Source organism: Serinibacter arcticus (assembly GCF_003121705.1).
Classification (GTDB): Bacteria; Actinomycetota; Actinomycetes; order Actinomycetales; family Beutenbergiaceae; genus Litorihabitans.
Map to the genome: position 1 here is coordinate 3,031,632 of NZ_PYHR01000002.1, position 23,393 is coordinate 3,055,024.

Genomic DNA, 23,393 nt, shown 5'->3' on the forward strand with positions numbered 1-23,393 from the left:
CGAGTCTAGGAGGCCCGGGGTCACCCGCCCCGCCGACCCCCAGCCGCCCGACCACCCTCTACCGCCGTAGCCTGATCCTCGTGTCCCGTCTCGCGCAGCTCTCCCTGGGCCGTCGTGCCCTCACCGCCCTCATCACCGCCGCGATCGCGATCCTCGGGGTCGTGAGCCTCGGCTCGCTGCGCCAGGAGCTCATCCCGTCGGTCTCGCTGCCCGTGGCCGCCGTCGTCGGCGTCTACCCGGGCGCCTCGCCGGAGATCGTCGAGACCCAGGTGACCGCGCCGCTCGAGCAGGCCGCGCTCGGCATCGGCGGCGTCGAGAGCGTCAGCTCGACCGCGTCTTCGAACGTCTCGACCACGACGATCGAGTTCCGCTACGGCATCAACGTGACCGACGCCGTCTCCCAGCTCCGCGGCGCGATCGACGCGATCTCCGGCCAGCTGCCCGACGACGTCGACCCGCAGGTGATCGCCGGCTCCATCGACGACCTGCCCGTCCTGCAGCTCGCGGTCAGCGGCGGCGGCGACTCCGCCGCGCTCCAGCAGGGCGTCACCGACATCCTCCAGCCCGCACTCGAGGACATCCCCGGCGTCCGCGGCGTCTCCGTCACCGGTGCGCCCGAGCGCCAGGTGCAGCTCGACGTCGACCCCGTCGTGCTCGCCGCGAACGGTCTCACGCCCGACGCCGTCCTCGGCGTGCTCGAGGACAACGGCGTCAGCATCCCCACCGGCACGGTCACCGACGGCGACCAGACCCTCTCGGTCCAGGTCGGCACCCCGATCACCGATCTCGCCGCGCTCGAGGCGCTCCCGCTCACGACGGCGGAGGGCGCCACCGTGCCGCTCGGCCAGGTGGTCACGGTGACCGACGGCGAGGCGCCCTCGACGTCGTACTCGCGCGTCGACGGCGAGGACTCGCTCGCCGTCGCCGTCACCAAGACGCCCGAGGCGAACGTCGTGGAGGTCTCCGAGGCCGTCCAGGCCGAGCTCGACGCGCTGGCCGACCGCCTCGACGCGCAGGCGATCTCCGCGACCGTGGTCTTCGACCAGGCGCCGTTCATCACCGAGTCGATCGAGGGCCTGGCCACCGAGGGCGGGCTCGGGCTCGTGTTCGCCGTCGTCGTGATCCTGCTGTTCCTGGTCTCCTGGCGCTCGACGGCGGTCTCCGCCGTCTCCATCCCGCTGTCGCTGCTCGTGGCCTTCTCGGTCATGAACGCCACGGGCTACACGCTCAACATCCTCACGCTGGCGGCCCTGACGATCTCGATCGGGCGCGTGGTCGACGACTCGATCGTCGTCATCGAGAACATCACGCGGCACCTCAGCTACGGCGAGGAGCGCACGGCGGCGGTGATCGGTGCCGTGAAGGAGGTCGGCGGGGCCATCACGTCCTCGACGCTCGCGACCATCGCCGTGTTCCTGCCGATCGGGTTCGTCAGCGGGTTCGTCGGGGAGATCTTCCGACCGTTCGCGTTCACCGTCGCGATCGCGATGCTGGCCTCGCTGTTCGTCGCCCTCACGATCATCCCGGTGCTGGCGTACTGGTTCCTCAAGAGCCCGGTGGCCGTCGACGGCGACGAGGAGGCCGCCGCCGAGGCGCAGCGCGTCGTCCGCGAGAAGGCCGAGGCCAAGGAGCGCCGCGGGATCTGGCAGCGCGGGTACCTCCCGCTGCTCGCGGCGTCGCTCCGCCGCCCGTTCGTGGCGCTCGGCGTCGCGTTCGCGGTGCTCGCGGGGACGCTCGCCCTCGTGCCGCAGCTCGAGACCAACCTCATCGGCGACTCCGGTCAGGACACCGTGACCGTCACGGCCGGCTACACGCCGGGCACCTCGCTCGAGGCGCAGGACGCCGCCGCGCGCGGCATCGAGGCCGAGCTCATCGGGCTGGACGGGGTCGAGTCGGTCCAGACGTCCGTCGGGTCGGGCGACGGCGCGGCCGCCTTCTTCGGCGGGGGCAGCGCCGGGTCGGCGACGTTTGCGCTCACCCTCGCGCACGACGGCGACGGCGTCGCGATCACCGACGAGGTGCGCTCCGTCGTCGCTGACCTGGTCGCCGAGCCCGTGCGCGACATCGAGGTCTCGGCGGGTGCCGCCGGGTTCGGCACGAGCTCGACGGTCGACCTCGTCGTCACGGCCGACGACCCGGCTGTGCTGGCCGAGGCCGCCGACGTCGCGCTCGCCGCGGCGCGGGAGGTGCCGGGCACCAGCGCGGTCTCGACCTCCGCCGCCGCGGACCAGCCCGTGATCCAGGTGAGCGTCGACCGGGACGCGGCGGCCGCCGTCGGGCTCTCGGAGACCGCCGTGGCCACCACGGTGGCCGGCGTGATGGCGACGCCGGAGGTCGGGCAGGTCCAGCTCGACGACGCCCGCGTCACCGTGGTCGCCTCCTTCGGCGACGGGCCCGCCTCGGTCGAGGAGCTGCAGGCGCTGCCGCTGCTGACCGACGCCGGGCCGGTGCCGCTCGCGCAGGTCGCGACCGTCGAGGTCGTGGAGACGCCGGCGGCGATCACGCGCGTGGACGGGCGCCGGACCGTGACGATCGCGCTCACGCCGGCGGGGCAGGACGTCGGGGCGCTGACCGCCGACGTCACCGCCGCGATCGACGACCTCCAGCTCCCCGCGGGCGCGGACGTCGACGTCGCCGGGCTGGCGACCGACCAGGCCGAGGCGTTCGAGGACCTCGGGCTCGCGCTCGTGCTCGCCGTCGCGATCGTCTACATCGTGCTCGTGGCGACGTTCAACTCGCTCGGCCAGCCGCTCATCCTGCTGGTGTCGGTGCCGTTCGCGGTCACCGGGTCGCTCGTCGCGCTGCTGCTCACGGGGACGCCGCTCGGGGTGCCCGCGCTGATCGGGTTCCTCATGCTCGTGGGCGTCGTGGTCTCCAACGCCATCGTGCTGATCGACCTCATCAACCAGTACCGAACACGCGGCCGCTCGATCGCCGACGCCGTCACGGAGGGTGCGCGCAAGCGTCTCCGCCCGATCGTCATGACGGCCGCCGCGACGATCTTCGCGCTGCTGCCCATGGCGTTCGGCATCACCGGCGGCGGGGCGTTCATCTCGCAGCCGCTCGCCGTCGTGGTCATCGGCGGGCTCATCAGCTCGACGGCGCTGACGCTCGTCGTGGTGCCGGTGCTGTACGTGCTGGTGGAGCGGGGCAAGGAGCGTCGGGCCGCGAAGCGGGCGGCGAAGCGTGGGGAGGGTGCGTCGGCGGCCGACGGGTCGGAGTCGGTCGAGGGTGACGAGCCGGAGTCGTCCGACGAGCCGACCCCGCTCGACCCCGACGCCGACGCCCTCGCCGGCGAGCGCGCCCCGATCGAGCACCGCGGTCGCCACGCCGCCACCTGACCCCGACCCCGTCCGCCGTTCTCGCGGGACGGGCCAACCCGATCCGTGGCGAACGGTTCATGAGAGACCTCTCACGTCGGCCTCACGTTGTTCTCCCGCAGGCCCGGCACCGTTCACGTCATGGTCAGCCACCACCGCCCCCTCGGCAGCCCCGGTCCCCGCCCCCGCGTCGCCCTGTACTCCCACGACGCGCAGGGTCTCGGACACATCCGCCGCAACCTCGCGATCGCCGAGAGCCTGGCGCCGCTCGGGGCGGACGTTCTGCTCCTCACGGGCGCACCGGCGACGGCGGCGGCCCGCCGTCCCCCGGGCGTCGACCTCGTCGCGGTGCCCGCGCTGGCCAAGGACGCCGACGGCGGCTACGGCGCCCGCCACCTGGGTCTCGACCTCGACGCGACGCTCCGGATCCGGGCGGACGTGCTCCGCGCCGCCGTCGCGAGCTTCCGCCCCGACCTGCTGATCGTCGACAAGCACCCCCGCGGTTTCCGCGGCGAGATGGAGGGCGCGCTGCGCGAGGCCCGCCGGCAGGGCGCCCGCACGGTGCTCGGCCTGCGGGACGTGCTCGACACCCCTGACGTCGCCCGGCACGAGTGGCGCCGGGACCGTGGCGCGGCCGCCGTCGCCGAGCTCTACGACGAGACCTGGGTCTACGGGGACCCGCGGGTGCACGACGTCGCGGCCGTCCTCGACCTCGACGGCCCGGTGCGGGCCACCGGCTACCTGGCCCACGGCCGGGTCCCGGCGCTGGGCGACGGCGTCCCGCCGAGCGGCGCCCCGGCCACGCCGTACGTCCTGTGCGTGCTGGGCGGCGGGTCCGACGGCGAGGAGCTCGCCGAGGCGTTCACCCGTGCCGCCATGCCCGCCGGCCACACCGGCGTCCTCATCACCGGCCCGCACCTGCCCGAACCCCTGCGCCGGGCGGCGAAGTCGCGCGCCGCCCGACGGTCCGACCTGCGCGTCCACACCTGGCGCGAGGACCTGGTGCGCTGGTACGCGGGAGCCGCGGCCGTCGTCGCGATGGGCGGTTACAACACCGTGTGCGAGGTGCTCGCCACCGACCGCCCCCTGCTGGTGGTGCCGCGGACGACGCCGCGCGCCGAGCAGCTCGTGCGGGCCGAGGCGATGGCCCGGCTCGGCGCGCTCGCGGTGTGCCGACCGGAGGACCTGGGGCCCGAGGCCCTGACGCGGGAGCTGGCGGCGCTGATCGCCGGACCGCCGCCGACCCGGACGGAGATCGACCTCGACGGGCTCGCGCGCGTGCCGGCCCTGGCGGCCGCGCTGATCGCGTCCACCGTCGCGCCCGCGGGGACGGAGCCCCTCAGTGCCTGAGCCGACCGTGCCCGAGCCGACCCCCACCCGCATCGGCTACGTGCTGAAGATGTACCCGCGCTTCTCGGAGACGTTCATCGTCACCGAGATCCTTGCCCGCGAGGCGCTCGGCGCCGACCTCGAGATCTTCTCGCTCCGCGCGCCCGTCGACCCGCGGTTCCACGACTCGCTGGCCCGCGTGCAGGCGCCCGTGCGCTACGTCCCCCGCGTCCGTCGCGCCGAGGACCTGTGGACGGCGCTCGCCACCGCCCGCGAGGTCCTCGGGCCGCTCCCGGACCGCCTGCTCGCCGAGCTGCTCGCGGCCGACGCCGAGGACGCCGCGCAGGCGCTGGCGGTCGCCGTCGCGGCACGCCGGTCGGGGCTGACGCACCTGCACGCGCACTTCGCGTCGCTCGCGACGACGGTCGCCCGCCTCGCGGCGCTCGCGGCCGGGATCACCTACTCCTTCACCGCCCACGCGAGGGACCTGTTCCACGAGCAGGTCGACGACGCCGACGTGCTCCGCAAGGCCGCCGACGCCCACCACGTCGTGACCATCAGCCGCTTCAACGTGGCCCACCTGCGCGCGATCGGCGTCGCCCCCGAGCGCGTCAGGCTCGTCTACAACGGCCTCGACCTCGAGGCGTTCCCAGCACGCACCGGCACCGACGACGACGTGGAGGCCACCCCCACCACCGGCCTCCACGTCGTCGGCGTCGGCCGCCTCGTGGAGAAGAAGGGCTTCGACGACCTGCTGCACGCCGTCGCGATCCTGCGCGGCCGCGGCCACCGCGTGCGGGCCACCCTCGTGGGCGGCGGCGAGCTCGAGGAGCGGCTGCGCGCGACGTCGTCCGCCCTCGGGCTCGACGACGTCGTCACCTTCACGGGCCCGCTCCCGCAGCCGCAGGTGCGCGACGTCGTGGGCACCGCCGACGTGCTGGCCGCACCCTGCGTCGTGGGGAGCGACGGCAACGCCGACGGTCTGCCGACCGTCGTCCTCGAGGCCATGGCGCTCGGCACCCCGTGCGTCACGACCGGCGTCACCGGTCTCGGCGAGGCGGTCGTGCACGAGAGCACGGGCCTCGTCGTCGACCAGCACGACCCGACCGGCCTCGCCGAGGCCGTCGCCCGGCTCGACGCCGACCCCGCCCTCGCCCGATCGCTGGCCACCGCGGCCCGCGCCCTCGTCCAGGACCGTTTCGACTCGCGTCGCCAGGCAGCCCAGCTGCAGGCGGCGCTCGCCCCGGAGGCCGCCGCATGAGCACCCCGACCAGCCCCAGCCCCAGCCCCAGCACCAGCCCCGCCAGCACGACCCCCGCCACCGACGCCGCCACCCGGCTCGCCGCCCTGCTCGACGGCGCCCGCGTGCAGTACCTCAGCGCCGATCCCGGCATCGGGATCTACGGCACGAAGGGCGCCTCCGTCCACGTCCAGGAGGTCGTGCGCGCGATGCGCACCGCGGGCGCCGACGTCCGGATCCTCGCGGCGAAGATCGACGGCGAGGCCCCCGCCGACCTCGCGGACGTGCCCGTGCACGCGCTCGCCTCGCGCCCCCGCGTCGCGGCCGCCGAGCGGGAGGCGTGGCTGCTCGCGCAGGACTCCGAGATCGCCGCCGCCCTCGATCCGACGGGCACCGACCTGACGGGCACCGACCTGGTCTACGAGCGCTACTCCCTGTTCTCCGCGGCCGCCCTCGAGCGGGCCCGCGCCGCCGGCGTCGCGACCGTCCTGGAGGTCAACGCCCCCCTGATCGACGAGCACGCCGCCCACCGCGGTCTCGTGCACGAGGCGGAGGCCCGCGAGGTGATGCGCCGCGCGGTCACGGCCGCCGACGTCGTCACGTGCGTCTCCGAGCCCGTCGCCCGGTGGGTGGCCGCCCAGGTGCCCGGCGCGCGCACCGTCGTCGCCCCCAACGGGGTGAACACCGACCGGATCCGGCCCCGGCCCGAGCGGTCGGAGGGTCCGGTCACGCTCGGGTTCGTCGGCACGCTGAAGCCGTGGCACGGCGTCGAGATCCTGCTCGAGGCGGCCGCGCCCCTGGTGCGCGACGGCGTCGCGCGCCTCCTGCTCGTCGGTGACGGTCCGCAGGCCGCGGCGCTGGGCGAGCGGGCCGCCGCGCTCGGGATCGCCGACGGCGTCGAGCGCACCGGGGCGCTGGACCCGCGGGACGTCCCCGCGCACCTGCACCGGATGGACGTCGGGGTCGCGCCCTACCCCGCCGGCGCCGACGACTACTTCTCCCCGCTCAAGGTCTACGAGTACCTCGCGGCCGGGCTGCCGGTCGTGGCCAGCGCCGTCGGGCAGATCCCCGACGTCGTGCGCGACGGGCTCACGGGGGTCCTCGTGCCGCCGTCGGACGTCGAGGCGCTCCGCGACGCGCTCGCGCTGCTGTGCGAGCACGCCCCCACGCGCGAGCGGATGGGGCGCGCGGCCCGCGCGGACGCCGTCGAGCTCCACGGCTGGGACCGGACCGTGGCGACGTCGCTGGGCGCGCTCCCGCTCGGGCGACCGCTCGGGCGCCCGACGGCGGTGACCGCGTGAGCGCGACGAGCACCAGGACGTCCGCCAGGTCGTCCGCCAAGGCATCGGCCGGGACACCCACGACGCAGCTCGCCTCGGCGATCCCCGGTCTGCGCCGGACCCTGGGTCACGTCCGCCCGCACCTGCGTCCGCACCGCAAGCTCGTCGTCGGCGGTTTCGTCGCGCTGTTCGCCGAGGTGGCGTTCCGGCTGCTCGAGCCGTGGCCGCTGAAGATCGTGCTCGACACCCTGATCGCCGCCGGCACGGTCTCGGCGATCACGAACCAGCAGCCCACCGGGGACCCGGTGACCGACGTCGTGCGCGTCGTCGTCATCGCCTCGCTCGGCGTCGTGGCGCTCGCCGGGCTCCGCGCCGGGGCGTCCTACGTCATGACCGTGTGCTTCGCGCTGGCCGGCACCCGCGCCATGACCGGCGTGCGGGCGACGCTGTACGACCACCTCCAGTCGCTCTCGCTGCAGTTCCACCGCGGCTCGCGCTCGGGCGACCTGCTCAACCGGCTGATCGGCGACGTCGGCCGGGTGCAGGAGGTCGCCGTGACGGCCGGGCTCCCGCTGCTCGGCAACGTCGTCACCCTCGTCGGCATGCTCGTGGTGATGCTCGTGCTCGACCCGCTGCTCGCGCTGGTCGTCGTCGGCGCGCTGCTCCTCTTCGGTCTCGGCGTCGCGCGCCAGGGGCCCCGGATCACGACGGCGGCGCGGCGCCAGCGCGGTCGCGAGGGCGACCTCGCGGGGGCGGCGAACGAGACGCTCGGCGCGATGGTCCTCGTGCAGTCTTACGGGCTGCAGGGCGTGCTCTCCAAGCGGTTCGAGTCGTCCAACTCCGGGGCGCTGACCGAGGGCGTGCGCGCCTCGCGGATGTCGGCCGCCCTGGAGCGCGGGACCGATGTCCTGGTCGGGCTCGCGGCCGGCGCCGTGCTGCTGCTCGGGGCGCGCCAGGTGATCGCCGGCACGCTCACGCCCGGCGAGCTCACGGTGTTCGTCTCCTACCTCAAGAGCGCGTTCAAGCCGATGCGCGACCTCGCCAAGTACACCGGCCGGATCGCCAAGGCGGCGGCGTCCGGCGAGCGGATCAGCGACCTGCTCGACACCGAGATCGACGTGCGGGACACGTCCTGGGCGCGCGAGCCGCGCCGGGTCGCCGGCGCGATCACGTTCGAGGGCGTCTCGACGTCCTACGGGGACGGGCGCTACGCGCTGCGCGACGTCAGCTTCCACGTCCCGGCCGGGCGTCGCGTCGGGCTGCTCGGACCGTCGGGGGCCGGGAAGTCGACGCTCGTCTCGCTGCTGCCGCGGCTGCAGGACCCGGTCGCCGGCGTCGTCCGGCTGGACGGCTACGACCTGCGCGACCTCACGGTGTCCGGGGTGCGCGACCACGTCGCGATCGTGCTGCAGGACTCCGTGCTGTTCGCCACCAGCATCGAGGAGAACATCTCCTACGGCCGCCCCGGCGCCACGCGGGAGGAGATCGAGGCGGCGGCGCGGGCGGCCGGGGCGCACGAGTTCGTCCTCGCCATGCCGCAGGGCTACGAGACGGTCGTGGGGGAGCGCGGCGGCACGCTGTCGGGCGGGCAGCGGCAGCGGATCGCTGTGGCGCGCGCGATGCTCAGGGACGCGCCCGTCGTCGTGCTCGACGAGGCGACGACGGGGCTGGACCGCGCGACGGCGGACGGCGTCCGCGAGGCGCTGCTCGATCTCACGGCCGGGCGGACGACGTTCGTCATCACCCACGACCCCGAGGACGTGCGCACGTGCGACCTCGTGCTGTGGATCGAGGACGGGCGGATCGCCGACCGCGGTACGCCCGAGGAGATCCTGGCGCGGCACGGCTCGCCGGGTGAGGAGCCGACGCGTGTCGGCTGAGCGGGTGGGGTCTGCGGAGGGTGCGGACGCCGGCGACCCGCGGCTGCCCGGTCTCGCCGTCCTGCTCGACGACGACGCGACCACGTGGTGGCTGCGCGGGCACGGCGTGCCCGGCCGCGCGCGCGTGCGCTACCTCCGGCACAAGCCGGGCACGTCCGTGCAGGCCTGGGTCGAGATCGTCCGGCCGGACGGCGGCACCGAGCACGCGATCGCCCAGGCCACGGCGCCCGACGACGCCGCGAAGCTGCGCAAGCTCGTCCGTTCGGCGCAGGCGCGTGGGACGTGGGCGGTCGCGGCGGGCTCGGTCGTCGTCGCGGGTCACGCCGCCGACCGCCCGCTGCCGGCGCTCGCACCGGTGCTCGCCGCGGGCGGGACGACGCTGCGCCACAACCCCGGCCGCCGCTGGGTCGGGCGCTCCGCGGACGGCGACCTGGTCAAGGTCGGGCGGCCGGGGCGCGAGGCGGTCGCGGTGGCCGCCGCGCACGCGCTGGCCGAGCACGGCGTGGCCACGCCGCCGGTGCTCGAGCACGGCGGCGGGCTGCTGCGGCTGGGCTGGTGGTCCGGTCGGACGCTCGAGCACGAGCTGACCGCGGCGCTCGACGGCGGAGCCCTGGCCGGCGACCGGCTCGCCGCCGTCGGGGCGCTGGTCGCGTCGTTGCACGCCGTGCGGCCGGTGGGCGACGACGACGGGGGCGTCGCCTCGCACGGCGACCTCTCGCCCGACCAGGTCCTCGTCCGCGACGACGGACGTCTCGCGCTGCTCGACCTCGACCGGTTCACGACGGCGCCGCCCGAGGCGGACCTGGGGAGCTTCCTCGGGGACCTGCTCGCGCGGGCGTGCTCGCGATGGGTCGAGCACGGTGCCGCCGACCCGCTCGACGAGGTCGCCCGGCGGGCGTGGGGCGTGCTCGCCCCCGTCCTGGTGGGCTACCGGGAGGCGGGCGGGACGGTCCTCGACGAGGCCGTGATCGATGCCGGCGTGGCGTCCCTGCGCTCGCGTGCGGACGAACCGTGGCGACGGCGCGAGCCCCGGGCCGCGCACGCCGTCGCGGCGAGGCACCGGCTGGTGCGCACGGCCGCGGACGTGCTCGGCCGCCACCCCGCGGCGCGCGCGACCGCCGCGCCGTCGCTCCGCCACCCACCCGAGGCGCCACGACCGCAGGGCTGGACCGACGCCGTCGTGCTCGCCGGGGTCCGGCACGAGGTGCTGCGCGGCTGGCCGCGCCCCGACGGCGTCGTGCTGCTCGAGCTCGGCGCGGCCGACGAGGTGCGCCGCGGCGCCGAGCTGCACCCCGACGAGGCATCGGCCCGGGCCCGGGCCGCCCGGTCACCCGGGGCCGAGATCGTGGCCACCGGGACGCCGGGCGGCGGCCGACTCCTGATGCACCCGATGGGGAGCGACGCGCGGCTGCCCGCACTCGCCGACCGCCTCGCGCGCGGTGAGCGGATCGTCGTGCACCGCCCCGGGCGGCGTGCCGTGCTGCGCGGCCCCGGGGCCGCCGACCCGTACGTCAAGGTGACCCGGCGCGGGCGGGCGAGCGACGCCGTCGCGCGCCATCGCGTCCTCGCGGCGCATCTCGCGGGGACGGCGCGGGCCGCCGAGATCCGGGAGGCGGGCGGCGACGCCGTCGTGCTCGCGCCGCTCCCGGGAGCGTCGCTGCTGCGGCTCGGGGGCGACGCGGGGGTGCCGGTCGGGACGCTCGCCGCGGCGTGGGGCGGCGTCGGGAGGATGCTCCGGGCGCTGCGCCGGGCGCCGACCACGGGCGCCGTCGCCGGGCTGCCGGTGCACGACGCGGAGGCCGAGCGCCGGACCGCCCTGGCGTGGGTCGGACCGGCGCTGGAGCGGGGGCTGCTGCCGGCGGTCGACCGCCCGGAGGTGGAGGAGGCGCTCGCGGAGCTGACGCAGGGGACGCCCGCGGCCGAGGGGCTGCTGCACCGCGACCTGCACGACCAGCAGGTGCTCGTGGCCGACGACGGCGCCCTCGGGCTGCTCGACCTCGACACCGCCGCGCGGGGCGAGAGCGTGCTGGACCTGGCGAACCTGCTGGCGCACCTCGGGCTGCGGGAGCGTCAGGGGCTGCTCACGCCGGAGCGGCGCGAGGCCGCGGAGGCGGCGCTGCTCGACGCGCTCGACCCTGACGAGGTCGAGCTCGCGCGCACGGCGGCCTACGTCCGGTCGGCGCGGCTCCGGCTGGCGGGCGTCTACGCGCTGCGCCCGCGCTGGCGCGGTGTGGCGGAGGACCTGCTGAGGGAGGCTCTGCGCTGACCGCCGCTCGTACGGCAGGTCTACTGCGTGTAGACGTCGTAGTGGTTGCCGACCGTGCCGCGGTCGTAGACCTTGCCCTGGTAGCCGAACGGGGTGTCGATGATCGTCCCCTTGGCCGAGCTGTTCGCGAGCACGATGTACCCGTCGGCGTCGGCCACGTAGCCGTCGGCGTTGATGTGGCGGCCGGGGATCGCGAGGCCGCCGCCGGGCAGGACGCTCTGGCTGTAGTACGTGAAGCGGTAGCCGCCCCAGTTCACGACGCCGGCGCTCATGAACTGGCGCAGCGTGTAGAGCTTGGTGGAGGTGGGCAGCTCGCGCGTGCCGACCTCGACGATCTCGGGGACGGACGCCGTCGCCTGCGCGGTGAGCACCGTCGTGCGCGCGACCTCCACCCCGTCCACGAGGCGCACCTCGCTCGTCACGGTGGCGTCGCCGTCGACCCCCTCCTGCACCACGCGCGTCTCGCCGACGGCGAGCTCGTCGGTCTCGCGCTGCTCGACCGGGTGCGGGGTGAGGGACTGCTCGGTGACGTAGGTGGTCGCGGTGCGCGCGATCGTGACCTGGGCGCCGGCCTCGGGGGCGGCGGTCAGGTCGGCCGACACCTCGTCCTCCCAGCCCAGCGCGATCCCGGCCTCGGCGAGGGCATCACCCAGGGTGGCGGCCGCCGTCGTGAGCTCGCGCGTCCCGCCGTCGACGACGACGGAGAACGTCACGCCCTCGCTCGCGAGCAGGGCCTCGCGCGCGGTGCTGCGGGAGGCGGGGGAGACGTGGACGAGGTCCTCGGCGTCGAGGGCGGGGTTGAGGAGCGGGACGTCCGCGGTCACGGTGGTGGCGGCCGCGTCGGCGGCGGCGGTGGCCTGCTGCTCGGCGAGACCGTGGGCGACGACGCCCCCGGTCGCGAGCGCGAGGACCGCGAGGACTCCCGTGCCGGCGACGGCCTTGACGGCGCGGCGAGAGCTCATGCGGGACCCCGATCAGGATGGCGGCCCACGGACGGCGGGCGACCGGTCGACGGTAACGGACGGATCACGGCGCTGGCGAGCGATCGTGACGGCCCGCACTCACGGCGCCCGCCGCCCTCGCTGTCTGCGGACGACCCTCGCTCACTGCGGACAGAACTCCGCACCCGGAACGGTCGACCGCATCGCCGCAGGTCACAGCCCCGGCTCGCGACGGCGGCCGAATCCGTCCGCAGTGAGCGAGGGCGGTCCGCAGTGAGCGAGGCGAGCCGCGGCGCCCACCGTCGGTCCCCCGCGCCGCCCCGACCCGACCTAGTCTCGAGTGCGTGACCGATCCGAACGGAACCACCCAGCACTGGACCGAGGGCTTCCCGCACCTGACGGAGCGCGCCGCCGCCCTCCTGCGCATCGACCCGGCCGACGTCGCCCGGCACAGCCAGGTCGTGCCCGGCGCCTTCCACGTCTGGACCCCGGGACGCGGCGGACCGCACGCGATCCTCGGCTTCGACGGCACCGCCCTCGTGCGCGAGTCCACCTTCACGCAGGCGCAGCTCCACGCGGCGTACACGGCCGGGCAGCGCAACGACGAGGCCGTCGCGCGCGAGCCGATCATGCACGCGGGCTCCGCCGTCGCGATCCTCACCGACGTCCTGGGAGGCCGCGAGCGGCGCACGATCTCCGCCGTCGGACCGACCGAGGACGAGCTCGCCGCCCTCGGGCACGGACCGTTCGCCCTGACCACGCCCGACGAGATCGCCACCCGGCTGCGGGGCCGGGGCGAGGGGTCCTGGACGATCGTCGGGATCGATCGCGCCGCCGGGCCCGGCCACTGGCTGATCGCGCTGCACCAGGGCGACCAGATCCACACGTTCGACCCGGTCGCGAACGCGCGCGGCACCTGGCCGCCGGAGACCGGCGCGATCCGGTGGTGGGCCAACGGCCGGCCGGAGGCTCCGCCGTCGCGCGTCGTCGTGGACGCCCGGCACGGCAGCGGCCGCCGGATCTGGGTTGAGACCACGCCCGCGCTGGCCCCGACGGCGCAGCAGCTCGTCAGCTACTACGCCGGCGTCGACGGGCTCCGGAACGGGCTCGGTGTCTGGAACGGCTTCTGGTGGGCGGTCGCGCACGAGGATGGCCAGGACCTGCGCATCGCCGTCACGGACCTGACGAAGCCCGGGATCGCCGCGCTCACCTGGGACGCCGACCCGGCGTTCACGCTCCTCCAGGCCGAGCACGCCGTCGCGCACCGCTTCGGCGTCGATCGGGCGCCGGTCCGGTTCGTCAACGGCGTGCGGCTGCGCGAGGCGGCGATCGGCGCGGCCGAGACCCACCTCGTGCGGCGCACCCCCGCGCCCGGCACCGACGAGTCCGGCTGGCTCGTCACCACCGCGCCCGACGACGACGGCGCGGACGCTCCAGTCGTCCCCGCCCACGAGCTGTGGCGGCGCGCCCCGCACCTGGTGCCGCTGCTGGCGCTGCCGGTCGGGTTCCACGTGGTCGCCGGCCCCGACGAGGGGGGCACCGTCGCCGTGCGCGTCGTGGAGCGACCCGCGACCTGACCCGGTCGGTCCCGGTTTGGCGTTCTCTCGTGACCTGGGGCAAAATTGCCTGGCACTTCCGCGCTCGTGACCAGTGGCGTCGGCTGTCCCTCGGCACACTGTCTGCCTCGGCACGGAAGAACGCCATGTCCCGGCCCGAAGACCTCACCTCCGACCCGATGGCCCAGCTCGCGGCCTCGTTGGACGGGCTCCTCACGCTCGAGGAGACCGTCGCGGCCGTCGCGCAGACGGCCCTCGAGCTGATCCCCGGCTGCTACTCGGCCAGCATCACCGTGCGCCGCGCGTCCGGTCGGCTGGAGTCCTGCGCCGCGACGTCCGACGTCGCCAGGAACGCCGACGACCTCCAGCACCCGTTCTCCGAGGGGCCCTGCTACGTGCTGCCGCTGGAGCAGGGCATCGTCGAGTCGGGCGACGTCGCCCGCGACGAGCGCTGGACCTCCTGGGGGCCCAAGGTCCACGAGGCCGAGGGGGTCTCCTCCGTCCTCAGCGTCCGGCTGCTCAGCGCCCGCGGGGTCCAGGGCGCGCTCAACCTCTACGCCCGTGAGGTCGACGCCTTCGGACGCGACGCCGTCGAGCTCGCCGCGACCCTGGGCATCCACGCCGCCGTCGCCGTGCGCGCCGCGCTGCTCGCCCAGGACCTCGCCGAGGCGGTCCCGAGCTCGCGGCTCGTCGGCCAGGCCCAGGGCCTGCTGATGGAGCGGTTCTCGATGGATCCCGACACGGCGTTCGCGGTGCTGCGGCGGCTGTCCCAGACGAGCAACGTCAAGGTCGTCGAGATCGCGCGACGGATGGTCGACGAGCGGGCGGTCCGCGACGCGACGGTGCGCGACGCCGTCGCGCAGGCCGAGTCCGAGGTGCGCGAGGGCTGAGGACCGGTCGGCCGGGGTCGGCCCGGGTTCGGCGCGGGTTCGGCGCGGCCCGGCTCAGCTCAGGCGATCGCGGTTCCGAACAGCGTCCCGACGGCGAAGGTCAGTCCCAGGGCGAGCCCGCCTCCCAGCACCACGCGCACGACGGCGCGGCGCACCGGGGCCTGGCCCAGCCGCGCGCCGAGGCCGCCGGTGAGCGCGAGCGCGAGCAGGGTGGCGGCGACGGTGGCCGGCACGCGCGCGGCGCCCGGCACCGCGACGACGGTGAGGAACGGCAGCAGCGCGCCGGCGACGAACGCCAGCGCCGAGGCCAGCGCGGCGTGCCAGGGGTTGGCGATCTCGTCGTCGTCCACCGGGGCGCCGCTCGCGAGCTGCGAGTCGCGCGCGGAGGAGACCGAGACGTACTCGCCGAGCGCCATCGAGAGCGCCCCGCCCACGAGCGCGGCGAGGCCGGCCATCACGACGACCGGGAGCGACGACGTCGCGCCCGCCACCCCGACGACGATCGCGGCGACGGAGACGATGCCGTCGTTCGCGCCGAGGACGCCCGCGCGCAGCCAGTTGAGGTGAGCGGCGGTGGGGGCGGAGGCGAGCGCGGGCGTGGTCGCGGAACCCTGGCCGTCGGGGGTGCCGGTGACGACCCGGGTGAGGCCGTGGAGTGCAGGGGACGTCGTGGTCATGCCCCGATGGAACGCCCATGCGAGAAACCTGTCCAGCAAGGACATCGTGTCCTCATCCCAGGTCAGGGGAGGCTCGCGAATGGCAGCCTCGCCTCATGTCAGGCCAGGCTTCTCTACGGTGGGGAGGGTGACGACGCCACCCGCGCCCCCGCCCGCCCCCGCCACGGCTCCCGCCGTTCGTGCGACGCCGACCGGCCTGACCGGCCGCAGCCTCGCCCCGACCTGGCGCGCGGCGTGATGCTCCTGCTCATCGCCGCCGCCAACGCGCCCTGGTACCTGTGGGCGTCGCAGACGCGGGACCTCTCCCAGCACCCGGTCGACGCCTCGAGCCTCGACCGGGTGGTGCAGACCGTCATGCTCGTCGCCGTCGACGCGCGCTCGTACCCGATGTTCGCGATGCTCTTCGGCTACGGCATCTGGCAGCTCTACAGCCGCCAGGCCGCCGCCGGCGTGGAGCGCACGGAGGCGCGGGGCCTGCTGCGCCGTCGCCACTGGTGGATGCTCGCGATCGGCGCGGTGCACGCCGCGCTGCTGTGGGCCGGCGACGTCGTGGGCGCCTACGGGCTCGCCGGGCTCGTGCTCGTGGCGCTGTTCATCGACCGGGCCGACCGGGTGCTGCGCGTGTGGGTGATCGTGCTGACCAGCCTCATCGCCGTCGCGGGCGTCTTCTCGCTCATCGGGGCGTTCGCGGTGCAGGCCAGCGGGGTCGACGCGGGCGCGACCGCGGCCGGCTTCGACATCGACGCCGGGGCGGGGGAGGCGAGCTACCCGGCGTCGGTCCTCGTCCGCTCGACCATGTGGCTCATCGCGACGCCGGCGCAGGCGTTCCTCTCGGTGACGATCCCGATCGCGATCCTCGGCGGCATCCTCGCGGCGCGGCACCGCCTGCTGGAGGACCCCGCGCGGCACCGCCGGCTGCTGCGGCGGCTCGCCGTCGTCGGGATCGGGGTCGGCTGGCTGGGCGGCGCCGTCGTCGCGGCCCAGAACCTCGGCCTGCTGGGCCTGTCGCCCGAGCTCGACTGGGGCTTCATCTACCTGCAGTCCACCACCGGCCTGTTCTGCGGCGTCGGGTACGTCGCCCTCTTCGGGCTGATCGCCGCCCGGCTCAGCGGCTCGACGGCGGAGCCCCGTCCCGTCGGGCGCGTCACCTGGGCGCTCGCGGCCGTGGGCAAGCGGTCGCTGACGAGCTATCTCGCGCAGTCCGTGGTGATGGCGCCGCTGCTCGCCGCGTGGGGCCTGGGCCTCGGCGCGGATCTGGGCTCGTCGACGGTGCTGCTGGTCGCCGTCGGGACCTGGCTGCTCACCGTGGCACTGGCCTGCTGGCTCGAGGCGACGGGACGGCGCGGGCCGGCGGAGTGGGCGCTGCGACGGCTGGCCTACCGGCGGTAAGTACCCCCTGGTAGGGCGGGAAGTACCCCCTGGTGGGGCGGGAACTACCCCCTCGTGGGGTGAGGTGGGTCAGCGGCGGGGGCGGGTGTACGTCGCGCCGTCCCACCAGTGCGCCACGACCGAGAGCGCGACCTCCTCGCCCGCCGCGATGCGGCCGAGCGCCAGGCGTCGCAGGCGGACCAGCGAGATCAGCATCATCGACGTCGAGAACAGCGAGATCGCGACCAGCGAGAGCAGCGCCCACCGGTAGTCGGCGAGCACGGGCGTGCCGTGGCGGGACAGCTGGTCGAGCACGATGCCGAACACCACCACCCCGACCATCGCCCCGGCGAAACCGCCCATGTTGACGAGGCCGGTCGCCGTCGAGATCCGCTCGCGGGGGTTGTAGTCGCGGGCGAGGTGGAAGCCGACCTGGGACGCGGGCCCGCCGACCGCCAGCATCAGGAACGCGACGGTGACGGCGACGGCGGGCGGCCCGCCCGGCCACCACGCGAGCATGCCCAGCGCCAGCATGCCGGCCAGGGACGCGCCGATCGCCAGCGGCATCCGCCAGCCGGGGCGGCGTCCGGCGAGCGGGCCGATGACGAGGTTGAACCCCAACGTGCCCAGCACGAGCAGGGACAGCTGGGCGGCGGCGCGGTCACCGCTCCAACCCAGCCCCTCCGTCAGGTACGGGAAGCCCCACACCATCGCGATCACCGTGCCGCCCGCCATCGTCGCCTGGTGCGTCCAGAAGCCCACCTGCGTGCCCCGGCCGAGCTCGGTGCCGCGCCACGACGCGCGGACGTCGCCCAGCACGCCGGCCCAGCCGCGCGGCGTCGGCGCCTCGGCCTCGCGGTCGGCGACCTCGGCCAGGTGCGCGCGGGTGCTGCGGAACGGGGCGGTGACGGCGGGGCGCAGCAGCAGGACGGCGTAGATCAGGGACGTCGCACCGGTCACGAGGAACGTGCGCGTCCACCCGAACTCCCCGAGCGCCCACACCAGCGGCACGGTCGCGGCGAGGTTGCCCGCCATGCCGAACAGGCCCGAGAACATCGTCAGGACCGCGTAGCGGCTGCGCGGGAACCACTCCGCGGCCAGCCGCAGGCACGAGAGGTAGACGGCGGAGTCGCCCAGCCCGAGCAGCGCGCGGGCGGCGAGGGCGAGCGGGTAGGAGCCCGCGAACGCGAAGGCGACCTGCGCCGTTCCCATGATCAGCGTGGCCAGCAGCAGCACCCGGCGCGGGCCGATGCGGTCGATCGCGAGGCCGGCGGGCACCTGCATCGCTGCGTAGACGGCCAGCTGCACCATCACGAACGTGCCGAGCTGGGCGGAGGAGATGTCGAGGCGGGCGACGGCGTCAGGCCCGGCCACGCCGAGCGAGGAGCGGTGCAGGACGGCGAGGAGGTAGACCACGCACCCGGTCACCCAGACGACCCACGGGTTGCGGCGAGCCGCTCGGTCGAGGCGGGGCAGGAGGGACGTCACGGAAGGCCATTGTCCTCCCCCGGACGCCCGACCGCCCCGCCACGCGCGAGGCGTGACGGGGCGGTCGGGGTGGTGCGGTCGGACGGGGTGCGGTCAGGCGATCAGTTCCACACGACCGTCTTGGGCTCCACCGAGAAGTCCACGGTGGGGGAGCCGAGGCTCGTCCCGCCGCCGAACCCGAAGATCGTGCCGCGGCCGGTCGTGCCGTTCTGCGTGACGTCGGCGGCCACGTCGACGCTGCCGATGTAGTCGCCCTTGACGAAGAACGGGTTGCTGTAGTCCGGACGCGGGTTGAGGCCGCCGAGCTTGAGGCCCGTGTCGCCGGGGAGCGTGCGGGTGATCGTGCCGTCCACGATGGTCGAACCGTCGTTGAGCGTCGCCTGGAGCTCGAGGCCGCAGCCGGCCGCGAGCGTCGTCGAGGCGATGCACTCGTCCACGGCGGCCTTGACCGTGTCGTGGAAGATCTGCTGACCCTCGGCGTTCAGGGCGATCTCGACCCCCGAGAACGACGCGCTCTTGAAGGATTCGGTGATGGACTCGATCACCGGGCCGGTGAGCTCGTAGAGCGGTGTGCTCGTGGCGATCTGGTACGTGCCCAGGAAGGCGTCGTAGCTGCCCGGTGTCACCGTCACACCGTTGACCGTGACGTCGAGACCCTTGTAGGAGTCCGCGATGTAGACGCTGCCACCGGTCGAGCCGACCGTGTAGCCGTCCTCCTCGTCGCCGTACACGGAGAAGGTGCTGGAGACCGGGGTGTCGCCGACGTTGAACGTGGCGTCGACGTCCCCGCCGTAGGTCATGTCGCCCGTCGGCGGGGTGACCTCGATGGCGGTGATCGGCGAGATCGCGTTCGAGGCCGCGAGGACCTCGTCCGTCAGCAGCGACTTGTCGCCCGACGAGTAGTCGTCCACCAGGGCGAGCGCTGCCGCGGAGTCGCCGTCGGCCAGCGCGGTGAGGTAGGCCTCGACGGCGCCGTCGGGCGTGGAGGTCACGGCGTCGTCGGTCGGCGACGGCGAGTCGGTCTCGGTGGTGCCGCCACCGCCGTCGGTCGTCGGGTCGTCGGCGACGTCGTCGCCACCGCCGCGGGTGACGAGGAAGATCACCAGGGCGATGATCGCGATCACCGCGACCGCGCCGCCGATGATGAGGGCGAGCGGGGCCTTCTTCTTGGGGCCGCCGGGACCGCCAGGACCACCGGGAGCGCCGTAGCCGGGCTGACCGGGCTGGCCAGGGCCGCCGGGCTGACCCGGCTGGCCCCCGTAGGGCTGCTGGCCGTAGCCGGGCTGGCCGTAGCCGGGCTGACCGTAGCCGGGCTGACCGCCCGGCTGGCCGCCGTAGGGCTGCTGGCCGTAGCCCGGCTGGGCGCCGTAGCCGCCGGACTGGCCCTGGTCGCCGCCGGGCTGGGACTGGCCCCACTGCTGGGTGGGCTGGCCGCTCTGCTCGCCCCACTGCTGACCGGGCTGGCCGTGCTGACCGGGCTGCTCGCCGTAGCCGGGCTGGCCGGTCGGCTGGCCGCCGTACGGCTGACCGCCGTAGGAGGGCTGCTCGCCGCCGTAGGCGGGCTGGCCGCCCTGCTGCGGGTAGCCCTGCGAGCCGGACGGTGCACCGTACGGGTCCTGCGGAGGGGTGGGTCCACCCTGCCCGTTGCTCGGGTTCTGGGGGAGCGGCGGCGTGCCGTCGTTGCTCATGTGGTTCTCCTGGTCGGCGCGAGTCCCCTGAGGCTAGCGGTTTCGGCCCCCGCACAAGGATGTGGGTTGCAGGGTGTCAGCGCGTGACCCTCCCCGGCGCTGCCGGGGAGGGTCGGGCGGAGGATCGCGGGCGGGCGTCCCGCGCCGGATCAGGCCTCCTGGGCCACCATCCGGCGGGCGACCGGCGTGCTCGCGGCCGCGCCGAGCAGCACCAGCGCGCTCGCGCCGAGGATGCTCAGGACGTACTGCACGAGCACGACGGGCTGCGCGAACGACCCGACCCCGATGAGCGGCACGATGATCACGAGCATCGCGACGGCGGCCGTGCCCACCGCGGCCAGCAGGGGGACGAGGGTCTCGCGGAACCGGGCGGCGTCGAGCGTCCGGGTCTCGGTGCCGGCCAGCACGAGGTTGCGGTACGCCTGACGCTGGTCGATGACCCGGCCGGCCTGCATGACACCGGTCGAGACGCCCGCGAGCAGCCCGGCGATCGCCAGCGTGAGCATGCCGCCGGTGGCGATGTCCTGCGAGATCAGCGCGTCGTCGGGCGAACCGCTGCCCGTCGCCCCGAACAGGGCCGCGACGGCGGTGATGCCGGCGATGAAGGTGGCCAGCGCGACCCCGCCGACGCTGCGCCAGGCCGTCTTGGGGTCGTCGACGATGCGGCGGCCGGCGAGCAGGGTCGCGGGGGTGCGGGCGCGGGCGACGGCGATGCGCCCGATGAGGCCGAGCACGAACGGGCCGAGCAGGTTGAGCGTCGCCATGCCCGCGGCGACCAGACCCATGAGCACGAAGATCACGACGACGCCGCCGGCCGAGCCGAGGGCGGCGTTGGCCGCCGTGACGGCACCGACCGCCACGACGAGCGAGACGAGCCGGAACCAGTGCAGGGCCGGCGGCGTGGTGCGAGCCGCGACGCCGAGCGGGGTGATCGCCACCCGGCCGAGGCTCGAGATCGAGGAGAACAGGGCGATCGCGAGGACGCCGCCGACCGCGGCGAGGACGCCGGGGACGCCGACCCACAGTTCCGCGAGGTCGAACGGCCGACCCTGGAACCGCAGCTGCGCGACGGCGGGGAGCAGCGCCGCGTAGCCCGCGACGCCGATGACGGCGCCGAGCACGGCCTGCACCCCGGCGTCGAGCACCGTGAGCGTCGCGACCTGGCCGTTGGTGGCGCCGGCCAGACGCAGCGCGGCGAGCCGCGCGTCCCGACGGGCGACGGCGAGCCGGGCGGCCGCCCCGCCCAGCGTCGCGAGCGGGACCAGCAGCAGCATCGTGGCGAACGCCGCGAGGAAGATGTAGAGCGACTCGTCGTCGGAGGCCCCCACCGCGAGGGACCGCTGGACGAACGCGGTCAGGCCGCCGACGACGACGAGCGAGATCGCCGTCGTGACCGCGAAGGCGATCACCGCGAGCACGCTCGTCAGGCCGGCGGGGTCGGAGGAGCCGCTGCTGCGACGACGCAGCAGGAGCCACAGGCGCAGGGTGGTCATCGGGTCACCGCCTGGAACGAGGTGGGGACGGCGTGCGCCTGGGGCGGCTCGTGCGCCTGGGGCGCCTCGGGGGCGCCGGGCTGCGCCGTCGTCCCGCCGTCGCCCGCCGTCTGGCTCAGCTCGCGCACGATGCGTCCGTCGCGCATCTCCACGATCCGCCGGCACCAGCGGGCGACCTCGAGGTCGTGCGTGACGACGACGAGGGACGCGCCCTGGGCGCGCGCCGCCGTCGTGAGCGCCTTCATGACCTCCCAGCCGGTGGTGCGGTCGAGGGCGCCGGTGGGCTCGTCGGCGAAGATGACGCCGGGGCTGCCGACCAGGGCGCGGGCGATCGCGACGCGCTGCGCCTGACCGCCGGAGAGCTCGCCAGGGCGGCGGGACTCCATGCCGCCCAGGCCGAGGTGGCTCAGCCACTGCCGGGCGCGAGCCGTCGCCTCGGGGCGAGCCACGCCGTCGAGCAGCAGCGGCAGCGCGGCGTTCTCGTCCGCGGGGAGCTCGGGCAGGAGCTGGCCGGACTGGAACACGAAGCCGAAGTCCTGGCGGCGCAGCGCGGTGCGCTCCTTGTCGCTCATCGAGCCGAGCGAGCGGCCGCCCCAGAGGGTGTCGCCCGCGGTCGGGGCGAGGACGCCGGCGAGCAGGTGGAGGAGGGTCGTCTTGCCGGAGCCGGACGGGCCCATGATCGCGACCGACTCACCCGTTCGGATCGTGAGGTCGACACCGAGCAGCGCGTGCGTCGCGCTGGTGGCGGTGCCGTAGGTCTTGGTGAGCGCGAGGGCCTCGAGGGAGCGGTTGCTGGTCATGCCTCCGAGCATGCGTCGCGACGGCGGGCGCTCGCGTCCGGCCCCGGGCGTCACCTCCGGGCGGGGTGTGCGCCCGCGGTCGGGGGCCGGCGTCATCCCGTGGGCGGCCTCGCTCCCGGCGGACGGCCCTCGCTCTCTGCGGACAGAACGCCGCCGCGCGGGGCGGCCACGGCGTCGTCGCAGGTCAGGGGCACGGCCTACCGACGGTGCCGGGATCCGTCCGCAGAGAGCGAGGGTTCGACGACGTCCCGCCGCCTCGCAACTACTTTGCAGAGAAAGAAGTACTTGCATGTCTGCCAAGTAGATGGCAGTCTGAAACCACACCGACGCACCACCGAACGAGGAGTCGACACCATGAGCGAGCCCCGCACCGCAGCGACCACCGGACCGGCCTCCGCCGCCGACGCCCTCGCGAAGGCCGACGCACTCGCCGCCGGTATGAACAAGCAGGTCATCGGCGTGCAGGTGGCCGTCGGCGGATTCGCCCTCGCCTCCGTGGCGGGCCTCGCGATCATGGGCCTCGCTCCGGCGCCCGGCGGCATCATCGGCGGCACGTTCTTCATCGTCGGCGCGGCCATCATGCTCAGCGTGATCGGCGCCTCGGCGAAGGCCCGCCCGGCCGCCTTCAAGCGCCGCTACGGCCTGATGATCGCCACCTGGGCGCTCGTCTACGTAGCCGTGGTGGCCCTCGGGATGACGGTGCTCCTGGGCAACGAGGCGTTCTGGATCGTCGGGGCCGTGGCCAGCGCGATCCCGGGCCTGTGGTTCCTCCTCCAGACGCGGAGCGCGAAGTGACCGACCGGGACGCCGGGCCGGCGACCGCCCTCGACGCCACGCCGGCACCGCATCCCCGCACCGAGCTCGACGCCGAGCTCAGCGCCCCGCTCCGGCTCTCCATCGTCGCCGCCCTCTCCCGGGTCGGCGAGGCCGAGTTCGCCGCCGTCCGCGACGCCGTCGAGACGAACGACGCCGAGCTCTCCCGCCAGGTCTCCCGGCTCGAGAAGGCCGGCTACCTCGAGGTCTCCAAGCAGCGCTCGGGCCGCTATGCCAAGACCTGGCTGTCGCTCACGGCCGAGGGGCTCGCGGTGTTCCGGGGGCACGTCGACGCCCTGCGCCGCATCACCGGCTGAGGCGACCGAGCGGGGCGACGGCGGACGCCATCCTTCACTCGGGCGTC

At 75.2% G+C, this 23,393-nt stretch carries 17 protein-coding genes; 11 read left to right on the forward strand and 6 right to left on the reverse strand.

The annotated features are described in order from the left end of the window. Positions 1–80 precede the first annotated feature (80 nt). The 6 genes from C8046_RS13545 to C8046_RS13570 all read left to right on the forward strand — a co-directional run bounded on the left by C8046_RS13545 (position 81) and on the right by C8046_RS13570 (position 11,315). Positions 81–3,341 (forward strand): efflux RND transporter permease subunit, encoded by a 3,261-nt coding sequence (locus tag C8046_RS13545; RefSeq protein ID WP_109229904.1) that lies wholly within the window; start codon positions 81–83, stop codon positions 3,339–3,341. 120 nt (positions 3,342–3,461) lie between these two features. Further along, positions 3,462–4,670, forward strand: a complete 1,209-nt coding sequence (locus C8046_RS13550; protein ID WP_109229905.1) for a glycosyltransferase family protein — start codon at positions 3,462–3,464, stop codon at positions 4,668–4,670. Beyond that, positions 4,663–5,910, forward strand: a complete 1,248-nt coding sequence (locus C8046_RS13555) for a glycosyltransferase family 4 protein (protein WP_235866333.1) — start codon at positions 4,663–4,665, stop codon at positions 5,908–5,910. Before C8046_RS13550 ends, C8046_RS13555 begins: the two co-directional genes overlap by 8 nt. Further along, entirely contained in the window at positions 5,907–7,190 is a 1,284-nt protein-coding gene (locus C8046_RS13560; RefSeq protein ID WP_109229906.1) for a glycosyltransferase family 4 protein, read from the forward strand. The genes C8046_RS13555 and C8046_RS13560 overlap by 4 nt, the downstream gene beginning before the upstream one ends. Beyond that, positions 7,187–9,049: an ABC transporter ATP-binding protein gene (locus C8046_RS13565; RefSeq protein WP_109229907.1), complete on the forward strand. Its 1,863-nt coding sequence runs from the start codon at positions 7,187–7,189 to the stop codon at positions 9,047–9,049. Before C8046_RS13560 ends, C8046_RS13565 begins: the two co-directional genes overlap by 4 nt. Next, positions 9,039–11,315, forward strand: coding sequence for a hypothetical protein (locus C8046_RS13570; protein WP_109229908.1), 2,277 nt, complete (start codon positions 9,039–9,041; stop codon positions 11,313–11,315). The genes C8046_RS13565 and C8046_RS13570 overlap by 11 nt, the downstream gene beginning before the upstream one ends. A 20-nt stretch (positions 11,316–11,335) precedes the next feature. Here C8046_RS13570 and C8046_RS13575 read toward each other — a convergent pair whose 3' ends face one another. Next, the gene (locus C8046_RS13575) at positions 11,336–12,277 is read right to left on the reverse strand and encodes a G5 domain-containing protein (RefSeq protein ID WP_109229909.1); all 942 of its coding nucleotides are present in this window, start codon (positions 12,275–12,277) and stop codon (positions 11,336–11,338) included. A gap of 323 nt (positions 12,278–12,600) precedes the next feature. Here C8046_RS13575 and C8046_RS13580 point away from each other — a divergent pair, with 323 nt between their 5' ends. Together C8046_RS13580 and C8046_RS13585 are read left to right on the forward strand one after the other, a co-directional pair. Continuing rightward, positions 12,601–13,833 (forward strand): hypothetical protein, encoded by a 1,233-nt coding sequence (locus C8046_RS13580; protein ID WP_109229910.1) that lies wholly within the window; start codon positions 12,601–12,603, stop codon positions 13,831–13,833. 125 nt (positions 13,834–13,958) lie between these two features. Next, positions 13,959–14,702, forward strand: coding sequence for a GAF and ANTAR domain-containing protein (locus tag C8046_RS13585; protein WP_109229911.1), 744 nt, complete (start codon positions 13,959–13,961; stop codon positions 14,700–14,702). A 59-nt stretch (positions 14,703–14,761) separates the two neighbouring features. Here C8046_RS13585 and C8046_RS13590 read toward each other — a convergent pair whose 3' ends face one another. Continuing rightward, on the reverse strand, positions 14,762–15,379 hold the full coding sequence (locus C8046_RS13590) for a VIT1/CCC1 transporter family protein (protein WP_109229912.1): 618 nt from the start codon (positions 15,377–15,379) through the stop codon (positions 14,762–14,764). Between the two features lie 237 nt (positions 15,380–15,616). Here C8046_RS13590 and C8046_RS13595 point away from each other — a divergent pair, with 237 nt between their 5' ends. After that, positions 15,617–16,768 carry a DUF418 domain-containing protein gene (locus C8046_RS13595; protein ID WP_109230945.1) on the forward strand — a complete coding sequence of 384 codons (1,152 nt, stop codon included), beginning with the start codon at positions 15,617–15,619 and terminating at the stop codon, positions 16,766–16,768. A gap of 69 nt (positions 16,769–16,837) precedes the next feature. Here C8046_RS13595 and C8046_RS13600 read toward each other — a convergent pair whose 3' ends face one another. The 4 genes from C8046_RS13600 to C8046_RS13615 form a co-directional block, all read right to left on the reverse strand. Next, entirely contained in the window at positions 16,838–18,235 is a 1,398-nt protein-coding gene (locus C8046_RS13600; RefSeq protein WP_109229913.1) for an MFS transporter, read from the reverse strand. Between the two features lie 101 nt (positions 18,236–18,336). Then, positions 18,337–19,923 (reverse strand): hypothetical protein, encoded by a 1,587-nt coding sequence (locus tag C8046_RS18865; protein WP_199224483.1) that lies wholly within the window; start codon positions 19,921–19,923, stop codon positions 18,337–18,339. 149 nt (positions 19,924–20,072) lie between these two features. Then, on the reverse strand, positions 20,073–21,416 hold the full coding sequence (locus C8046_RS13610; protein ID WP_109229914.1) for an FtsX-like permease family protein: 1,344 nt from the start codon (positions 21,414–21,416) through the stop codon (positions 20,073–20,075). After that, positions 21,413–22,216 (reverse strand): ABC transporter ATP-binding protein, encoded by an 804-nt coding sequence (locus C8046_RS13615; protein ID WP_199224484.1) that lies wholly within the window; start codon positions 22,214–22,216, stop codon positions 21,413–21,415. The genes C8046_RS13610 and C8046_RS13615 overlap by 4 nt, the downstream gene beginning before the upstream one ends. A gap of 354 nt (positions 22,217–22,570) precedes the next feature. Here C8046_RS13615 and C8046_RS13620 point away from each other — a divergent pair, with 354 nt between their 5' ends. Together C8046_RS13620 and C8046_RS13625 are read left to right on the forward strand one after the other, a co-directional pair. Beyond that, positions 22,571–23,011: a hypothetical protein gene (locus C8046_RS13620; RefSeq protein ID WP_109229916.1), complete on the forward strand. Its 441-nt coding sequence runs from the start codon at positions 22,571–22,573 to the stop codon at positions 23,009–23,011. Continuing rightward, entirely contained in the window at positions 23,008–23,346 is a 339-nt protein-coding gene (locus tag C8046_RS13625) for a transcriptional regulator (protein WP_109229917.1), read from the forward strand. The genes C8046_RS13620 and C8046_RS13625 overlap by 4 nt, the downstream gene beginning before the upstream one ends. Positions 23,347–23,393: the final 47 nt, after the last annotated feature.